16 protein-coding genes are annotated in these 17,236 nt (G+C 70.6%); 8 read left to right on the forward strand and 8 right to left on the reverse strand.

The annotated features are described in order from the left end of the window. Positions 1-18 precede the first annotated feature (18 nt). The 5 genes from ABZU46_RS13375 to ABZU46_RS13395 all read left to right on the forward strand — a co-directional run bounded on the left by ABZU46_RS13375 (position 19) and on the right by ABZU46_RS13395 (position 4,530). Positions 19-402: a metalloregulator ArsR/SmtB family transcription factor gene (locus ABZU46_RS13375; RefSeq protein ID WP_354857201.1), complete on the forward strand. Its 384-nt coding sequence runs from the start codon at positions 19-21 to the stop codon at positions 400-402. Then, the gene (gene arsB / locus ABZU46_RS13380) at positions 393-1,499 is read left to right on the forward strand and encodes an ACR3 family arsenite efflux transporter (protein ID WP_354857203.1); all 1,107 of its coding nucleotides are present in this window, start codon (positions 393-395) and stop codon (positions 1,497-1,499) included. Before ABZU46_RS13375 ends, arsB begins: the two co-directional genes overlap by 10 nt. Continuing rightward, entirely contained in the window at positions 1,496-1,903 is a 408-nt protein-coding gene (locus ABZU46_RS13385) for an arsenate reductase ArsC (protein WP_354857206.1), read from the forward strand. The genes arsB and ABZU46_RS13385 overlap by 4 nt, the downstream gene beginning before the upstream one ends. A 501-nt stretch (positions 1,904-2,404) precedes the next feature. Beyond that, positions 2,405-3,799, forward strand: coding sequence for an enolase C-terminal domain-like protein (locus ABZU46_RS13390; RefSeq protein WP_354857208.1), 1,395 nt, complete (start codon positions 2,405-2,407; stop codon positions 3,797-3,799). An 8-nt stretch (positions 3,800-3,807) separates the two neighbouring features. After that, complete coding sequence (locus ABZU46_RS13395; RefSeq protein WP_354857210.1) at positions 3,808-4,530, forward strand: FadR/GntR family transcriptional regulator; 723 nt, start codon at positions 3,808-3,810, stop codon at positions 4,528-4,530. A 73-nt stretch (positions 4,531-4,603) separates the two neighbouring features. Here ABZU46_RS13395 and ABZU46_RS13400 read toward each other — a convergent pair whose 3' ends face one another. The 3 genes from ABZU46_RS13400 to ABZU46_RS13410 are packed head-to-tail and all read right to left on the reverse strand — an operon-like array spanning position 4,604 to position 7,519. Then, positions 4,604-5,419, reverse strand: a complete 816-nt coding sequence (locus ABZU46_RS13400; protein ID WP_354857211.1) for an ATP-binding cassette domain-containing protein — start codon at positions 5,417-5,419, stop codon at positions 4,604-4,606. Beyond that, positions 5,419-6,471, reverse strand: coding sequence for an ABC transporter substrate-binding protein (locus ABZU46_RS13405; protein WP_354857214.1), 1,053 nt, complete (start codon positions 6,469-6,471; stop codon positions 5,419-5,421). The genes ABZU46_RS13400 and ABZU46_RS13405 overlap by 1 nt, the downstream gene beginning before the upstream one ends. A gap of 40 nt (positions 6,472-6,511) precedes the next feature. After that, positions 6,512-7,519, reverse strand: a complete 1,008-nt coding sequence (locus tag ABZU46_RS13410; protein ID WP_354857216.1) for an ABC transporter permease — start codon at positions 7,517-7,519, stop codon at positions 6,512-6,514. A 736-nt stretch (positions 7,520-8,255) separates the two neighbouring features. On the opposite strand from ABZU46_RS13410, the gene ABZU46_RS13415 reads away from it, so the two are divergent. Next, positions 8,256-9,686: an endo-1,4-beta-xylanase gene (locus ABZU46_RS13415; RefSeq protein WP_354857219.1), complete on the forward strand. Its 1,431-nt coding sequence runs from the start codon at positions 8,256-8,258 to the stop codon at positions 9,684-9,686. A 323-nt stretch (positions 9,687-10,009) separates the two neighbouring features. On the opposite strand, the gene ABZU46_RS13420 is transcribed toward ABZU46_RS13415, so the two are convergent. The 5 genes from ABZU46_RS13420 to ABZU46_RS13440 all read right to left on the reverse strand — a co-directional run bounded on the left by ABZU46_RS13420 (position 10,010) and on the right by ABZU46_RS13440 (position 14,709). After that, the gene (locus ABZU46_RS13420; protein WP_354857220.1) at positions 10,010-10,261 is read right to left on the reverse strand and encodes a hypothetical protein; all 252 of its coding nucleotides are present in this window, start codon (positions 10,259-10,261) and stop codon (positions 10,010-10,012) included. A gap of 151 nt (positions 10,262-10,412) precedes the next feature. After that, entirely contained in the window at positions 10,413-11,561 is a 1,149-nt protein-coding gene (locus ABZU46_RS13425; RefSeq protein ID WP_354857222.1) for a serine hydrolase domain-containing protein, read from the reverse strand. Between the two features lie 3 nt (positions 11,562-11,564). Next, positions 11,565-12,389 (reverse strand): carbohydrate ABC transporter permease, encoded by an 825-nt coding sequence (locus ABZU46_RS13430; protein WP_354857223.1) that lies wholly within the window; start codon positions 12,387-12,389, stop codon positions 11,565-11,567. Beyond that, positions 12,386-13,357, reverse strand: coding sequence for a sugar ABC transporter permease (locus ABZU46_RS13435; protein WP_354857226.1), 972 nt, complete (start codon positions 13,355-13,357; stop codon positions 12,386-12,388). The genes ABZU46_RS13430 and ABZU46_RS13435 overlap by 4 nt, the downstream gene beginning before the upstream one ends. Beyond that, complete coding sequence (locus ABZU46_RS13440) at positions 13,354-14,709, reverse strand: extracellular solute-binding protein (protein ID WP_354857228.1); 1,356 nt, start codon at positions 14,707-14,709, stop codon at positions 13,354-13,356. The genes ABZU46_RS13435 and ABZU46_RS13440 overlap by 4 nt, the downstream gene beginning before the upstream one ends. Positions 14,710-15,081: 372 nt before the next feature. Between ABZU46_RS13440 and ABZU46_RS13445 the strand changes: the two genes are divergently transcribed. Together ABZU46_RS13445 and ABZU46_RS13450 are read left to right on the forward strand one after the other, a co-directional pair. Continuing rightward, on the forward strand, positions 15,082-16,107 hold the full coding sequence (locus tag ABZU46_RS13445) for a LacI family DNA-binding transcriptional regulator (protein WP_354857230.1): 1,026 nt from the start codon (positions 15,082-15,084) through the stop codon (positions 16,105-16,107). Beyond that, on the forward strand, positions 16,034-17,134 hold the full coding sequence (locus tag ABZU46_RS13450; RefSeq protein ID WP_354857232.1) for a family 43 glycosylhydrolase: 1,101 nt from the start codon (positions 16,034-16,036) through the stop codon (positions 17,132-17,134). Before ABZU46_RS13445 ends, ABZU46_RS13450 begins: the two co-directional genes overlap by 74 nt. The last annotated feature ends 102 nt before the right edge of the window (positions 17,135-17,236 follow it).

Raw genomic sequence — 17,236 nt, forward strand, 5'->3', positions numbered from 1 at the left:
GTCTGTCAACCTAGACTGATGTCGAAACAAGCGGCCGTGGACGTGCTGTGCTGTCCGCCCCTGTCCGAACGGCGTGTGCCGGCCGAGACCGCCGCCGCGCTCGCCCCCGCGTTCAAGGCCCTCGGCGACCCGGTCCGCCTGCAGCTCATGTCGATGATCGCCTCCGCCGAGGGCGGCGAGATCTGCGTCTGCGACCTCACCCCCGCGTTCGACCTGACCGGCCCGACCATCTCGCACCACCTCAGGACGCTGCGCGAGGCCGGGCTCGTCGACGCCGAGCGTCGCGGCACCTGGGTCTACTACCGCGCCCGGCCGACGGTTCTGCACCAACTCGCCGCACTGCTCACCGTCGTCCCGACCGAGGCAGGCCCCGCTCCCGCCGCCCGGTCGGAATGCTCGTGAGCACCGCCATCCGCCAGGCCGACCCGGCCGCGAGCGCCGTCGTCGGTCGCCTCTCCCGACTCGACCGGTTCCTGCCGGTCTGGATCGGGCTGGCCATGGTCGTCGGGCTGCTGCTCGGCCGTCTGATCCCCGGGCTCGACGACGCGCTGGACGCGGTGGCGGTCGGCGGGATCTCGCTGCCGATCGCGATCGGCCTGCTGGTCATGATGTATCCGGTGCTGGCGAAGGTCCGCTACGACCGGCTCGACACCGTGACCGGCGACCGCCGCCTGCTGATCTCGTCGCTGGTCCTCAACTGGCTGGTCGGCCCGGCCGTGATGTTCGCCCTGGCCTGGGTGTTCCTGGCCGACCAGCCCGCGTACCGCACCGGGTTGATCATCGTCGGCCTCGCCCGGTGCATCGCCATGGTCGTCATCTGGAACGACCTCGCGTGCGGCGACCGCGAGGCCGCGGCGGTCCTGGTCGCGCTCAACTCCGTCTTCCAGGTCCTCGCCTTCGGCCTGCTCGGCTGGTTCTACCTGTCGGTGCTGCCCGGCTGGCTCGGGTTGCCGGGCGCCGAGTTGCGCGTCTCGGTCTGGGAGATCGCCCGCAACGTGCTCATCTTCCTCGGCATCCCGCTGCTGGCCGGTTACCTCACCCGCCGCCTCGGCGAGCGCGCCCGGGGTCGCGCGTGGTACGAATCCCGCCTCCTGCCCCGCGTCGGCCCCGCCGCCCTGTACGGGCTGCTGTTCACCATCGTGATCCTGTTCGCCCTTCAGGGCGACGCCATCATCGGCCGGCCGTTCGACGTCGCCCGTATCGCCCTGCCGCTGCTGGTGTACTTCGCGCTGATGTGGGCCGGTTCCTACGCTCTCGGCCGGGCGCTCGACCTCGGCTACGCGCGCACGACCACCCTCGCGTTCACCGCCGCCGGCAACAACTTCGAACTCGCCATCGCCGTCGCGATCGGCACCTTCGGCGTGGCCTCCGGTCAGGCGCTGGCCGGGGTCGTCGGGCCGCTGATCGAGGTGCCCGTACTGGTCGGCCTCGTCCACGTCTCGCTCCGGGCACGCCGCCGCTTCTTCACCCCACCCCTTGACCGAGAGGCGTCACGATGAGCGACAAACCCAGCGTCCTGTTCGTCTGCGTCCACAACGCCGGCCGCTCCCAGATGGCCGCCGGCTGGCTGCGCCACCTCGCCGGCGACACCGTCGAGGTTCGCTCGGCCGGCTCCGCCCCGGCCGAGACGATCAACCCCGCCGCCGTCCAGGCCATGCGCGAGGTCGGCATCGACATCACCGACCAGACCCCCACCCTCCTGGAGTACGCCACCGCGGAGTCCTCCGACGTCATCGTGACCATGGGCTGCGGCGACGCCTGCCCGGTCTTTCCCGGCAAGCGCTACGAGGACTGGAAGCTCGACGACCCGGCCGGCAGGGGCGTCGACGCCGTCCGCCCGATCCGCGACGACATCCGGACCCGGGTGGAGCAGCTCGTCGCCGATCTGGCCACCCTCGGCTGAGCACGGACAAGGCCGACACACGCCACCGCCGGCCGGCACCAGGACGGGACTCACCGACGGCAACGGCGTCCACATAGATGTGATGTATCGCCTCAGCGGCACCGGTGCGGCCGGCCTGAGCCGACGTCGGCCATCGGGGTGAACATCTAATCTTCATCGGGCCCCGGCCGATGTTCACGGCACCACCCGGCCCCGGCCGGGGCGGTGCCGGCCGACGCGGCCCGCAGCGCGGCGGAGCAGGTCGACCGCCCTGAGAGAGGGTCGGCAAGCAGCGCCGGTGTCACACGAAACCCGTCGCGCCCTCGCCGTGTCGATCCGTCCATCCGGCCGGGCGGACGCCCCGGCGGGCGAGGAACGGACGCGGTAACCGGACGCCGCCAGAGAGCGTAAAACATTAGATCTATATTGGCACGGGTCGATCGATGTCGTTGACGCAGCCGATCGAGCCTCCGTATACTCCAAATGATCATCAGATCTTTAGCCTAGTCGGGCGAGGAGCGCATGCCGCAGATCACTGGCGTCACCGTCGAGGACGTCCGCTTCCCCACCTCGCTGACCGCTGACGGGTCCGACGCCATGAACAAGGACGGCGACTACTCGGCGGCCTACGTCATCCTGCACACCGACGGCCTCGACAGCGCCGGCGCACCGCTCGCCGGTCACGGCCTCACCTTCACCATCGGCCGGGGCAACGACATCGTCGTCGCGGCGGCGGTGCACCAGGCCCACCGCCTGGTGGGCATGGACGTGACGACGATGGCCGCCGACATGGGGGCCGTCTACCGCCTGCTCACCTCCGACTCCCAGCTGCGCTGGCTCGGGCCGGAGAAGGGCGTCATCCACCTGTCGCTGGCGGCCGTGCTGAACGCGGCCTGGGATCTGGCCGCGCGACTCGCGGACAAGCCGCTGTGGCGGCTGCTCACCGACATGTCCCCCGAGCAACTCGTCGACATCGCCGACCTGCGCTACCTGTCCGACGCGCTGACCCGGGACGAGGCACTGGCCATCCTGCGCGCCAAGCAGAGCACGAAGGCCGACCGTCTGGCCGAGCTGGCGCGCACCGGCTACCCGGCCTACACCACCTCGGCGGGCTGGCTCGGCTACGGCGACGACAAGCTGCGCCGGCTGTGCCAGGAGGCCGTCGACTCCGGCTACGGCTACGTCAAGCTCAAGGTCGGCGCCGACCTCGACGACGACATCCGGCGGTGCCGGATCGCCCGGGAGATCCTCGGCCCGCACCGCAACCTGATGATCGACGCCAACCAGGTGTGGGACGTCGACCAGGCCATCGAGTGGGTCAAGGCCCTCGCCCAGTTCTCACCACTGTGGATCGAGGAACCGACCAGCCCGGACGACATCCTGGGCCACGCGGCCGTACGCCGTGCCGTCGCTCCTGTCGGCGTCGCCACCGGCGAGCACTGCCACAACCGGGTGATGTTCAAGCAGCTGTTCCAGGCCGAGGCCATCGACTTCTGCCAGTTGGACACCGGCCGGCTGGCCAGCATCAACGAGATCGTCGCCGTGCTGCTGCTCGCCGCGAAGTTCGACGTCCCGGTGTGCCCGCACGCCGGCGGTGTCGGGCTCTGTGAGATGGTCCAACACGTGTCGGTGCTCGACTACGTCGCCATCTCAGGGGATCTCACCGGCCGCGTGACCGAGTTCGTCGACCACCTGCACGAGCACTTCACCGACCCGTGTGTCGTCCGGGACACCGGCTGGGGCAGCGGTTACGTTCTGCCCAGCACGCCCGGCTACTCCACCCGGATGCACCCCGAGTCGATCGCGCGGTACCGGTTCCCCGACGGCCTCTACTGGGCCGCGGCAGACCCGGCTACGGTGTCATCTCCGGAGCCGTACGTGATCGCGGGTGGGACGGCCACCCCCGCCGGCCGCTAGGAGGTGTCATGTCCCGCACCGACGAAGTGGTGAACGGCATCAAGCGGATGATCCTGGAAGGGACGTTCAAGCCCGGGGATCGGCTGCCCATCGAGAAGGACCTCGCCGAGTCCCTCGGCGTCTCGCGGGGATCGCTGCGCGAGGGGATGTCGGCGCTGTCGATCCTCGGCATCGTCAACATCCGCCAGGGCGACGGCACGTACGTCACCAACCTCGACGCGCCGCAGCTGCTTGCCCCGATGGGCTTCGTCGTCGACTTCCAGGGCCAGGGCGACGGGCGGCACATCCACACCGTCCGCCGCCTGCTGGAGTGCGAGGCCGCCCGGTTGGCGGCGACCAGGATCACCGACGAGGCCCTCGCCCAGGCCGGGGAGCTGCTCGACGAGGCAGCCCGGATCGCCGGTCGGTCGCCGCAGGACCATGAGCGGATCATGGAAATCGACATCGCGTTCCACCGGATCATCGCCGCACACGCCGACAACCCGGTGCTCATCGGCCTGATCGAGGCGTTCGCCGGGCGCACCCTGCGCGGGCGACTCTGGCGGAGCCTGCACGAGGAGGGCGCGGACCGGCGTACCCACGACGAGCACGTGGCGATCCTCAAGGCCCTCCGGGCGCGCGACCCGGAGCGGGCCCGCACCCGGATGGCCAACCACCTGATCGGTGTGGAGGAGTCGCTACAGGGGTTGCCCGACGAGGGTGAGACGGGCGTCGACGCGCAGGCGCAGTGATCGCCCGCCCGCTCCGCGCGCCAACGGAACCGATGCCGGCCCCTCGCGCTCGGTCACGGGCGGGCGACCGCCGTCACCGCTCGTCCCGCTCCGCGCCGGTGCTCCCGGTCATCGCCGCGACCAGGTCGTCGGTGGTGACCTCGTCGGCACGCAGCCGGGCCGCCCGTCGGCCCAGGCGCAGCACCTCCACCCGGTCGGCGATCTCGAGCACCTGCGGCATGTTGTGGCTGACCAGCACCACCGACATGCCAGCGTCACGGGCCCGGCGGACGACGTCGAGCACCCGCCCGGTCTGCACGACGCCCAACGCCGCGGTCGGCTCGTCGAGGATGACCACGTTCGTCGCCCAGATGATCGCCCGCGCCACCGCCACGCACTGCCGCTGCCCACCGGACAGCATCGCGATCGGCGTGGTGACCCGGGGAATCCGCACACCCAGCTCGGCGAGCGCCGCGGCGGCCCCCTGCCGCATGGCGCGCTTGTCGAGAAGCCCCAGCCGGCCGAGCGGCCCGGAGCGCAGGATCTCCCGCCCGAGGTAGAGGTTGGCGGCGACGCTGAGATCGTCGGCGACCGCGAGATCCTGGTAGACGGTCTCCACTCCCGCGCGCCGGGCGTCCACCGGCGTCGCGAAGTGGACGGGACGACCGCCCACCCGGATCTCACCCTCGTCGGGCGGGTGCACACCGGACAGCGTCTTGATCAGCGTGCTCTTTCCGGCGCCGTTGTCGCCGATGAGGGCGACGACCTCGCCCTTGTGGACGGTGAAGTCCGCGCCGCGCAGCGCCTCGACGTGGCCGAACCGCTTGACGATGCCACGGGCTTCGAGCACCGGCGGTTCGTCGGCGGCCGGCTGGTCGGTCTCGACGGTGGTCGTCGGGGCGGCGTCCATCACTGCACCGGAGGGTTGGCGCAGCTGGGCTCGAGCACCGCCTTGATCTCCGCCGAGTCGATGTTCTTCTTGGTGACGAACGTGACGCCGGTGTCGGCCGACGCCAGCGGCGCCTTGTCCCGAAGGTGCTTGACCATCTTGTCGACGCCGAAGTAGCCCATCTTGAACGGGTTCTGCACGACCAGCGCCGAGATCTGACCGCTGCGCAGCCCCGCGATCTCGTCGGGGGCGGCGTCCCAACCGATGATGACCACCTTGCCGGACTTGCCGGCCGCCTGGATGGCCTGCGCGGCGCCGAGCACGCTCGGCTCGTTGGCCGCGAAGATGCCGGCGAGGTTGGGGTTCGCGGTCAGGATGTTCTCGGTCACCCGCCGCGCCTCGTTGACGTCACTGCGGCTGGGCTGCTGCCCGACCAGCTTGAGGTTGGGGAACTGCGCGAGGCCCGCCTTGAAGCCGTCGACCCGCTCGGTGTTGGTCTGCGAGCCGGGTTGGAACTCCACAAGCGCCACGTCGTGGTTGCCGGGGCCCAGTTCGGTGGCGAGCAGTTTGGCCGCCTCGACGGCCGACGCCTTGTTGTCGGTGGCGAAGAGCGGCACGCTCGACGGCTGGGGGCTGGTGCCCGAGTCGATCATCGCGACCGGGATGTCGGCGCCGAGCGCCTGGTCGGTGGCCGGCGCCAACGCCCGGGAGTCGGTGGCCGCGTAGACGATGCCGTCGACCTTCTTGGTGACGAAGTTCTGGATCAGGTTGACCTGGCCCTCGACGTCCGTCTCGGTCGTCACCCCGTCCCACTGGACCGTGACGTCGCCGGCGCGCTGCGCGGCGCACTCGGCGCCCGCCTTCACCGTGTTCCAGTAGTCGGCCCCGACAGCCTTCGGCACGACGGCGAGCTTCAGCGGCCCGGCCGCGTCCTTGGTCGCGCCGTCGCCTCCGTCGCGGACCTCGACTCCGCCGCACGCGCTGAGCAGAGCGGTCGCCGCGGCGACGGCGACGATGACCTGTGCGCGCAGAAGACGCCCTCGTGGCCGTCGGCTGGTGGTGGTGTGTGACATGGTGTGCGTCCTTCCTCTGTCGAACTCCGGGAACGGCATGTCAGCCCCGTGACTCCAGCCGCCGACGGCGGTACTGGTCGAAGTAGACGGCGGCCCAGATGATCAGGCCGACGATCACCTGCTGGTAGTGGATGCTGATGTCGAGCAGGACGGCGCCGTTGCGGACCAGGGCGATGAGGAAGGCGCCGATGATGGTCCCGACGATCCGGCCCTGCCCTCCGAACAGGCTGGCGCCGCCGATGACCGCGGCGGCGATGACGTCGAGTTCCAGCGATATGCCGTAGTTCGGCTGGCCGGAGTTGACCCGGGAGGCGGCGATCATGCCACCCAGACCGACCAGCACACCCGCCAGGACGTACACGTACGTCAGGTGGCGGCCGACCCCGATGCCGGAGCGGCGGGCGGCTTCCAGGTTGGACCCCATGGCGTAGGTGTACTGCCCGAAGCGGGTCTGCGAGAGCAGAAACGCGACCCCGACGGCGACCACCGCGGTAATCACCACAGCGAACGGGATACCGATGATCTCGCCGTTGCCGAGCAGCTGGAACGATCGGGGCAGACCGTAGACGCCGACCGCCCCGGTGATGATGAAGACCAGGCCCCGGCCGACCGACATCGTCCCCAGCGTCGCGATGAACGGGGGTATCCGGGCGACGGTCACCAGCAGCCCGTTGAGCAGCCCGGCCAGGGCACCGACACCGATCGCGACCGCCGTCGCCGCCAGGAGCGGGAAACCCAGGTCACGGACGACCATCGCTCCCGCCACTCCGGCGAGAGCGGCGACCGAGCCGACCGACAGGTCGATGCCCCGGGTGATGATGACCATCGTCTGCGCGGCGGCGATGATGGCGATCACCGCGGTCTGCGCGCCGATGTTGAACAGGTTGTCGGCCGTCAGGAAGTAGGGACTGGCGAAACTCAACGCGATGAACAGGACGACGAGCGCGGTGGCCGCGGTGAACTCACTGAGCGCGTGCGAGATGCGCTCCCGCAACCAGTCGTTGAGCGCGCCGCCCTGGGGCTCCGCGGTCGCCTCGGCCGCACTCATCGGCGGGCCCGGCTCTCGTCCACTGTGTCCCCGGCTCGACGCGCGTCCCCGCCGGTGATCGACGCATTCCTCAGCAACCGGACCTCCCCAGGACGTCACACACGGGCCACTCCCCGCAGCGCCTGCGCGATAGATCGGATGTTTCCTGCGATCAGGCGTTACCTTCCCACGGTCACACTCATGTTGCCAAGGGCTTACAGGCATGTTGTGGCATCGTTATGCACGCTTCGGGCACCATACGTCCGACCAAAAAAGCGTTGCCGGCAAAGGGCTGCGGCGAACGCCCTTCGTCCACCATCGACCCGCCGTCGGATCAGGCCAGTGTTAGCGGTAACGCCTGGAACTCGCCGCGCGGGCGTCATAGCCGGAGAGGCTCGCTGCCCGGCCATCGCTCACCTTGAGCATGTTATCGATAACATGCTATGTTCCGCCACGGAGTCGAGGGCACGTCCCTCCCGCTCGGAGTCACCGGCACCTCGAAGGGCATCGGGTCCCGCGACCCGGTCGACGGTCGGTGACCTGTCCGAGCCACACCTGTCCGGCGTACGCCGTGTTCCCGCGTCCGCGCACGCGGTCGCTCCGTCGTGACGTCCGCCCTCAGGCATCGCCGTTGGCGACCTGTCGCACCGTCCCCGGGCCCGCCCACATCCACCCCGAGCGGTTTCCCACGGGCAGCCCACCGCCGGTCTGGCAGCGACCCTCGACTCCGGCCGCCACCACCTCGAAAGGCAGGACCATGGACAAGATCCCCGACGAACGCGCACCGCGACCCCGGTTCCGGGGCCGTCGGGTGCTGATGCCGCTCGCGGCCACCCTCGCGGCGGTCGCCGCGACGGTGGCGGTGACCTCCGCCGCCAACGCCGGCACCACTCTGGGTGCCTCGGCGGCCGAGAAGGGCCGTTACTACGGTGCGGCGGTACCCGCCTTCAAGCTGTCCGACAGCCAGTTCGCCACCATCGTGAACCGGGAGTTCAACCAGCTCACTCCCGAGAACGAGATGAAGTGGGACGCCACCGAGCCGCAGCAGGGTCGGTTCAGCTACAGCGGCGGGGACCAGATCGTCGCCCACGCCCAGTCGCACGGCATGATCGTCCGCGGCCACACGCTGCTGTGGTACCAGCAGCAGCCGGGTTGGGCGCAGGGCATGTCCGGCACCGCGCTGCGCAACGCCGCGATCAATCACGTCACCCAGGTCGCCACCCACTACCGCGGCAAGATCTACGCCTGGGACGTGGTGAACGAGGCCTTCGCCGACGGCGGCAGCGGCGGCCGACGGGACTCGAACCTGCAGCGCACCGGCAACGACTGGATCGAGGCCGCGTTCCGCGCCGCCCGCGCCGCCGACCCCGGCGCCAAGCTCTGCTACAACGACTACAACACCGACGGCATCAACGCGAAGTCCACCGGCATCTACAACATGGTGCGCGACTTCAAGTCCCGCGGCGTGCCGATCGACTGCGTCGGCTTCCAGTCCCACCTCGGCACCTCGGTGCCCAGTGACTACCAGGCCAACCTGCAGCGCTTCGCCGACCTCGGCGTCGACGTGCAGATCACCGAGCTGGACATCACCCAGGGCTCCAACCAGGCCAACGCCTACGCCCAGGTCACGCGGGCCTGCCTGGCCATTCCCCGCTGCACCGGCATCACGGTGTGGGGTGTCCGGGACAGCGACTCGTGGCGCGGCAACGACAACCCCCTGCTGTTCGACCGCTCGGGCAACAAGAAGGCGGCGTACACCTCGGTCCTCAATGCCCTGAACTCCGGCGGAACCCCCACCCCGACCACCCCGCCGCCCACGACCCCGCCGCCCACCACCCCGCCGCCGACCACTCCGCCGCCGACCACTCCGCCGCCCACGACCCCGCCGCCGACCGGTGCCGGATGCTCGGCCTCGGTGTCGCTGAACTCCTGGAACGGCGGCTTCGTCGCCACCGTCAAGGTCACCGCCGGTTCTACGGCCCTGCGGGGTTGGACGGTCCGGATCACGCTGCCCTCGGGCACCGCAGTCACCAACACCTGGAGCGCGCAGGCCAGCGGCTCGTCGGGCACTGTGGACTTCCGCAACGTCGACTACAACGGCCAGGTCGGCGCGGGAGCCAGCACCGAGTTCGGCTTCCAGGGCACCGGTGCCAGCCCGTCCGGCACCCCCGCCTGCACCGCGAGCTGATCCGTCCCCTCTCAGCTCACCACCCCGGCACCCCCGGGGCGTCGCGGACGTGCCGCGCGCCCCGGGGGTGCCGTACTACCAGAAGATCAGATGGACGGCGTACGGACGCCTGGCCGTCCTGCTCCCGGGCCAGAGCCAGCGGGCCGGCCAGGCGTCGTCGACGTCGCCGCGCCACCGCCCGTACGCCAAGAAGCAGGAGCAGCAGCGCGAGGTGCACCCACGGCGGGGCCCAGGTGGTGACAGCGACGGACGTCCGGCGCAGGTCGGCGCCTGCTCACACCCGAGTCCTCTGGACCACCCTGGCAACCAGGGCCTCCGCGACGTCACGCACCTTGCGGGCCCCGATCCTGCTCGTACTGCCGCTCGTCCAGCTCGCGGGCCAGATCGCCGGTGAACGCGGCGGTCCAACCCGCGCGATTCCGGACCAGGGTGACCGAGACCTCCCTGGCGCCGGGAACGCTCCGGTTGGCCAGCGTGGCCACCCGGCGCAGCATGTCGTCGAGGCTGATCTCGTCGAGTCTGATCCGGCTCAACTCGGCCAGCGCCTGCGCGGGATCCACAGTCGGCTCGGTCATCGCCGACGTCCGTGTCGGCCGGCACCCGCCGGCAGGTGGGAGTCGCGCACAGTCGGTCACCCCGTCGGATCGTGGCGGCATCTCGCTGCGTGGCCGCCGTCGACGTCCTGCCTACCCCGTGCGGCGCCGACTCACACCGCAGCCGGCCGGCTCAGGCGTCCAGGCAGGAGCGGACGGCAGCGGTCAACCGGTTGGCGCGCTCGTCGCCCGCGGAGTACATCTGGTTGACCACGTAGCCGAACCCCACCTCGTGGTGCGCGTCGGCGAAGGCGAGGTTTCCTCCGGCGCCGTCGTGGCCGAAGCTGCGCTCCCCGAGCAGCGGCCGCGCCGGTGGGGAGTGCAGCAGAAAGCCGCTGCCCCAGCGCTGGCCGGTGTCGGGCGGGCCGTGTCGCTGCTGACCCTGGGAGCGGACGACGACCGCGTCGTCCACCGACGCCCCGGTGAGCAGGGGGCCACCCCGCAGGTCGGACACGCAGGCCGCGTAGAGCCGCGCCAAGCCGTCCGCGGTGCTCACCGCGCCCGCGCCCGGGATGCCGGCGGCCTGGATGGCGGGGTCGTTGAAGCTGACCAGACCGTCGGCGTCGGCGGGGAAGGCGAACGCGCCACCCATGGTGATGCCCCGTTCGGCGACCGGGTCGACGAACGGATCGGCGTCCGGCGGTGGCGCCAGATCCCAGGCGACGGTGTCGCGCTCGCTGGCGGGGAGCCCGAGCCAGGTCCGCAGTCCCAGCGGCCGCGCGAGGGTGTCGTGGAAGTACGCGCCGGGCAGCTGGCCGGTGACGCGGTGGATGACCTCGCCGACGAGCCACCCGTAGGTCATCGAGTGGTAGCTGTGCGCGGTGCCCGGCTGCCACAGCGGCGCCTGCGCCTCGATCGCCGCGACGACCGGGTCCCAGGCGAGCACCTCGTCGAGGGTCAGGGGTCGGTCCAGCGCCGGCAGGCCGGCCTGGTGGGTGAGCAGCCAGCGTACGGGGATGTCCGCCTTGCCGTGCTGACCGAACTCCGGCCAGTAGCGCGTCACGGGCGCGTCGAGGTCCAGCCGCCCCTGCTGCGCCAGCAGGTACGCGCAGATCGCCAGGATTCCCTTGGTGCAGGAGAAGACGACGGCCGGCGTGTGCGCCGTCCAGGGCCGTCCGGTGCGGGTGTCGGCCAGCCCGCCGTACAGGTCGACGACCTTGCGGCCCCGCACGTAGAGGGTGACCGCGGCGCCGACCTCGCCCCGGGAGGTGAAGTTGTCGCGGAACGCGTCGGCGACGCGCCCGTAGCGTTCGTCGACGTCGCCGTGGATCTGCGTGGCCACTGCCTATCCCTTCAGTGAGCCCTGGATCAGGGCCTTGATGAACTGTCGCTGGAAGATCAGGAACACGATGAGGGTAGGGGTGAGGATCAGTAGCGAACCAGCGCACAGCAGCACCAGGTCGGTGCCCCACTGGCCCTGGAAAGCACCGAGCGCCCCGGCCATCGTGCGTTTGGTGGCGTCGTCGACGAGAACGATCGCGAGCAGGAACTGGTTCCACGTCCACAGGAACATCAGGATCGTCAGCGACGCGATGGCCGGTCGGGCGAGCGGCACCTGGACCCGCCAGAACAGCTGCCAGGTGCTGCTGCCGTCCACCCGGGCGGCCTCGGACAGCTCGACCGGCACGTTGGTGAAGTGGGCACGCATCCAGAACACCGCGAACGGCATGTAGAGGCCGATCAGCGGCAGGATGATGGCCCACCGGGTGTTGAGCAGCCCGAGGTCCTGCATCTGGTAGTAGAGCGGGGTGACCACGGCCTCGAACGGCAGGGTGAGTCCGAGCAGCAGCAGGCCGAAGACGAGCCGGCCGCCGGGCACCCGCAACTGGCCCAGCCCGAAGCCGGCCATGGTGGCGATGAGCACCGACACCGGTACGACGCCGGCCACGATGAGCAGACTGGAGCGCAGCAGCGCGCCCATGTTGGCGGCGGTGAACGCGTCGGCGAAGTTTCCCCACTGCGGGTCGGACGGCCAGGCCAGCCCGTCGGGTACGGTGCCGCGCGGTTGCAGGGCGGCCGAGAGCATGCTCACGAACGGCAGCAAGGTGACGAGGATCAGGGCGATCAGGAAGACTCGCCCGGTCACCTGCTCACGTCGGCTCAGGTTCACGGCTTCTCCTTGCGGGTCAGTCGCTGGATCGGCAGCACGAACGCCAGCACCAGCAGCATGAGCACGACGGCGAGCGCCGAGGCCAGCCCGACCTGACGCTGCGAGAAGGCGAGGCGGTAGATCTCCAGGCCGGGAACGGTGGTCTGCAGACCCGGGCCTCCGCTGGTGGAGATGTAGACGATGTCGAAGCTCGCCAGAGCGGCAATGATCGTGACGGTGAGGCAGACCCCGATCTCCTGGCGCAGGCTGGGCAGGGTCACCGCGAGGAACTCACGGACCGGCCCCGCGCCGTCCAGCCGGGCGGCCTCGTAGAGCGCCGGGTCGATCTTGCTCATGCCGGTAACCAGCAGAATCGTGCAGAGACCGAGCAGGACCCAGGCGCCGATCACCCCGACGGCGGGCAGCGCCGTGTCGAAGTCGCCGAGCCACGCGCGGGCGAGGCCACCCAACCCGAGCGCGCGCAACACCTGGTTGACCAGCCCGTTGGTCGAGAGCAGCCAACTCCACGCGATGCCGGCCGCGACGAGTGGGATGACCTGTGGCAGGAACAGGATCGTCCGGACGACCGTCCCGAACGCGCCGGTGGTGATCCGGCGGACCATGCTCGCCACCAGCAGCCCGAGCGCGACCGGGATGAAACTGAAGAAGACGATCAGGATGATCGCGTTGGAGATGATCTTCAGCAGGTCGCTGTCGGTGAACACGGTGACGTAGTTGTCCAGGCCCGCCCAGCGGGCGACGCCGATTCCGTTCCAGTCGTAGAACGAGTACTGGACGGTCAGGGCGAGGGGGCGCAGGACGAAGACCGCGTACATCAGCAGGGCGGGCAGGACGTACAACCAGCCGGTCCCGGCCGCGCGGGCCCACCGGCGTCGGTGGGCCCGCGTGGACGTGGAACGGGCGGGACGACCCGTCGGCGACACCTGGTCGTCCCGCCCGGTTGGTGCGCTGCCGAGGGCAGACGTCATCGGGACAGTTCCTTCGCGTACTCGGCCTGGACCGCCTTCACGTATCCCTCGGGCGTCTGCTGGCCGGCGACCAGCTTCTGCATCTCCGGCGTGATCGCGGCGGCGAAGATGCCGCCGGTCGCGTTGGCGGTGAAGTCCACCGCGCCGTTCTCGGCCCCGAGCTGCTGCGCCGCCTTGAGGGTCTCGGCCAGCACCGTGTTCGGGGCGGCGGCCGGCACCGGCAGGTCGCTCGGGCCGCCCGGGCTGGAACCGCCGACCGTCACGGCGATCTCCCGCGCCTTGGCGTTGGTGTGGACCCAGTTCAGGAAGTACGCGGCGGTGTCCGGGTTCTTGGCCTTCGCGGAGACGCCGAAGGTGTTGGGGGCGGACATCGCGACGTGCTTGCCACCGGCGGTCTCGGCCGGGAACAGGAAGAAGCCCACGTTGCCGGGCATCGCCTTGTCCAGGTTGGCCGACTCCCAGTCGCCGTTGAACATGAACAGGCCGTTGCCCTTCTGGAACTGCCCCACCATGCCCGCGTAGTCCAGAGCGTTGGCGTCCTTCGGGAAGTAGCCGGCCTGGGCCCACTTCTGGATGGTCTGGGTGGCCTTCAACGCGGCCGGGGTGTCGAAGGTGGCCCCCGGCTTCTGGAAGATCCAGTCGGCGACCTGGGCCGGGTCACCGAACTGGTTCTGCAGCGCCTGGTGCGGGAAGTTGATTCCCGCGGTGTTCTTGTTGAACTGCATGATCGGCTGGACCCCGCTGGTCTTCGCCTTCGCCAGCAACTGCTCGAACTCGGCGACCGTGGCCGGCGGCTGGGTCATGCCGACCTGGCTGGCCAGCTTCTTGTTGTAGAAGACGCCGGTGACGCTGTAGCCGAGCCCCATGCCGTAGAGCGAGCCGGTGCCCCGGGTGTTGTCGCCGACGCGCAACTGCATGAGCTGCGAGGCCGGGAACTTGTCCCAGCCGTACGCGCTGACGTACGGGTCGAGGTTCTTGAGCAGGTCGTCCTTCACCAGGTCGACCATCGTGGGGAGCCGGATGATGTCGGGCGCGTTGTCCGAGGCCATGACGCGCGGCGCGTTCTCCACGATCACCGTGAACTGGTCCTCGCGGATGGCGAACGTGACGTTCGGGTGCTGCTTGGTGAACTCGTCGGCGAGCGCCTTGGCCAGCGGGAAGCCGGTCTCCGCGTACATCTCCAGCTTGATCGGCGCGGTGCCCAGGTCGGTCTTGACGGCGGCGTCGGGCCCGGCGGTCGACGACCGGTCGGCTCCCGGAGCGCTGCACGCCGTCGCGGCGAGCCCGATCACCAGCAACGGCGCGAGGATGACCGCTCTGCGTCGCGGGCTTTTCGTCAGCAATTCTGCCATTTTATGACTCCTAGATTCCTCCGCGCGTCCCGCGACCCAGGGCCGCGCGACGGCTCCACCGGGACCACCGCGACCGGCTGAACAGCCACGACAGGCACGTCGTGGCGGTCGCCCGGCCGCAGCAGACGTTCCGGCCACCGTTGACCCTCAGCACGGCGGCCGACGACGTCTCCAGACGCGCCAAAAGTGGTCGCTAAACTGATTTAGCAGAGCATGCGCGTGACACGGGAGGCTGTCAAGGACAACCTGGCAACGGTCCGGAAACATCGACTTCACACGACGCCCGACCCGACCGGGGCCAGAGTCCGGGCGCCGACGCATCATGATGGGCAGGAGCGGAGCCCGTGGCGCCGCGCCCGATTCGGAGGACTGATGGGCCGCAACAGAGCAACCCTGGCCGACGTCGCGCGGCGAGCCGGGCTGTCCAAGACCGCCGCGTCGATGGTGCTCAACGGCAGGGAGGGCACGCGGCTCTCGGCCGAGGCACACCAGCGCGTGTTCGCCGCCGCCGAGGAGCTGGGCTACCGGCCCAACCTCGCGGCGCGCAGCCTGCGTACCCGCAAGACCGCGACCATCGCGTTCGTCTCCGACATCGTCGCCACCACCCGCTTCGCCGGCGGTCTCATCCGCGGCGCGCTCGACGCGGCCCGCGAGCGTGACCACGTGCTGCTCATCACCGAGACGCAGGGTGACGCCACGTTCGAGCAGTACGCCATCGAGGCCATGCTCGACCGACAGGTCGACGGCGTGATCTACGCCGCCATGGCCACCCGGCGACTGACGGTGCCCCCGGCCATCCTCGGCGGCCCGGTGGTGCTGCTCAACGCCACCAGCGCCGACGGCCTGCCCTGCGTCCTTCCCGACGACGACCGGGCGGGTCGCACCGTCGCCACCGCCCTGCTGGAGCACGGCCACCGCGACGCCATCGCGCTGATCGGCCGCAACCGGCTCAAGGAGGGCGACCCGGAGATCTCCCTCGCCGCCCGGGCCCGCCTGCGCGGCATCCAGCAGGCGCTGGGCGACGCGGGCGTCAGCCTCCTCGCGGAGTGCTTCTGCACCGAGTGGCTGCCCGAGCACGGCTACGCCGCCATGCGCGGGCTCCTGAGCAGGCCGTCGCGACCCAGCGCGGTCATCTGCATGAACGACCGGCTGGCCTTCGGCGCCTACCAGGCGCTCGGCGAGGCGGGCCTGAGCGTCCCGGACGACATCTCGGTGATCTCGTTCGACGACGACCCGATAGCCGCCTGGCTGCGCCCCAGCCTGGCCACCACGGCGCTGCCCCACGAGCAGATGGGGCGGCGCGCGGTCGAGCTGCTCCTCGACGGTGGCCCCGCCGAGCCGTCACTCGTCGCGATGCCGCTGCGCCGACGGCGGTCCCTCGCGCCCCCCGCCGGCTGACCCGAGCGCCCTACGACGTGGGCGGGGTCGACGCCTCCGTCAGCTAAACCGGTTTAGTGCTACGTTTCCGGCCATGCTTCGTCTAGCCGACCACTGGGTGTGGGACAGCTGGTACGCGCGGGACGACAACGGCCTCTGGCACGTGTTCTTCCTGCGCGCGTCCCGCGCCCTGCACGACCCGCACCGCCGCCACCGCCGCGCCTCGATCGGCCACGCCGTCTCGACGGACCTGCACACGTGGCGTCTGGTCGCCGACGCCGTGGTACCCGCCGACGCGCCGGCCTGGGACGACCTCGCGACCTGGACCGGGTGCACCGTCCGCGGCCCGGACGGGCGGTGGTACCTCTACTACACCGGGGTCTCCCGCGCCGAGGACGGGCTCGTCCAACGGATCGGTCTGGCCGTATCCGACGACCTGATCACCTGGCATCGTCACGGTTGCGAGCCGGTCGTGCAGGCCGACCCGACGTGGTACGAACTGCTCGACACCGACCTGTGGTACGAGCAGGCGTGGCGCGACCCCTGGGTGTTTCCCGACCCGGACGGCGACGGCTGGCACATGCTCATCACGGCACGCGCCAACACGGGAACGGCGGACACGCGGGGCGTCGTCGGCCACGCCACTTCCCCCGACCTGCTCACCTGGACCGTCCGACCGCCGCTGTCGACGCCGGCGGGGTTCGGTCACCTGGAGGTGCCCCAGGTCGCGGTCGTCGACGGGCAGCCCCTGCTGCTGTTCTCCACCGACGCGACCGCCAGCGCCCGACGCGACGACCACCGGATCTGGGTGGCGACCGGGCGGAGCGTCCGCGGGCCGTGGGACATCGCGGCCGCCCGGCCGGTCACCCACCCGCACCTGTACGCGCCCCGGCTGGTCCCCGGACCGGCCGACGACTGGTCGCTCATCGGCTTCCTCGACCACGTCGACGGGTCGTTCGTCGGTGAACTCACCGACCCCATTCCGGTGCGCTACGACGCGTCGACCGGGCTGACCATCCAGGCGGCGGGGACGGTCGCCGCGACCTGATTCGCGGGCCCACCGCGACCACGCCCGACCCGGTCGCCGGCGGACCGGTCAGCGTCCGGCCGCAGGACCGCGACGACGCAGGTCCGGGCCGGGGCGACTCCG

The organism is Micromonospora sp. NPDC005197 (assembly GCF_040608295.1).
Classification (GTDB): domain Bacteria; phylum Actinomycetota; class Actinomycetes; order Mycobacteriales; family Micromonosporaceae; genus Micromonospora.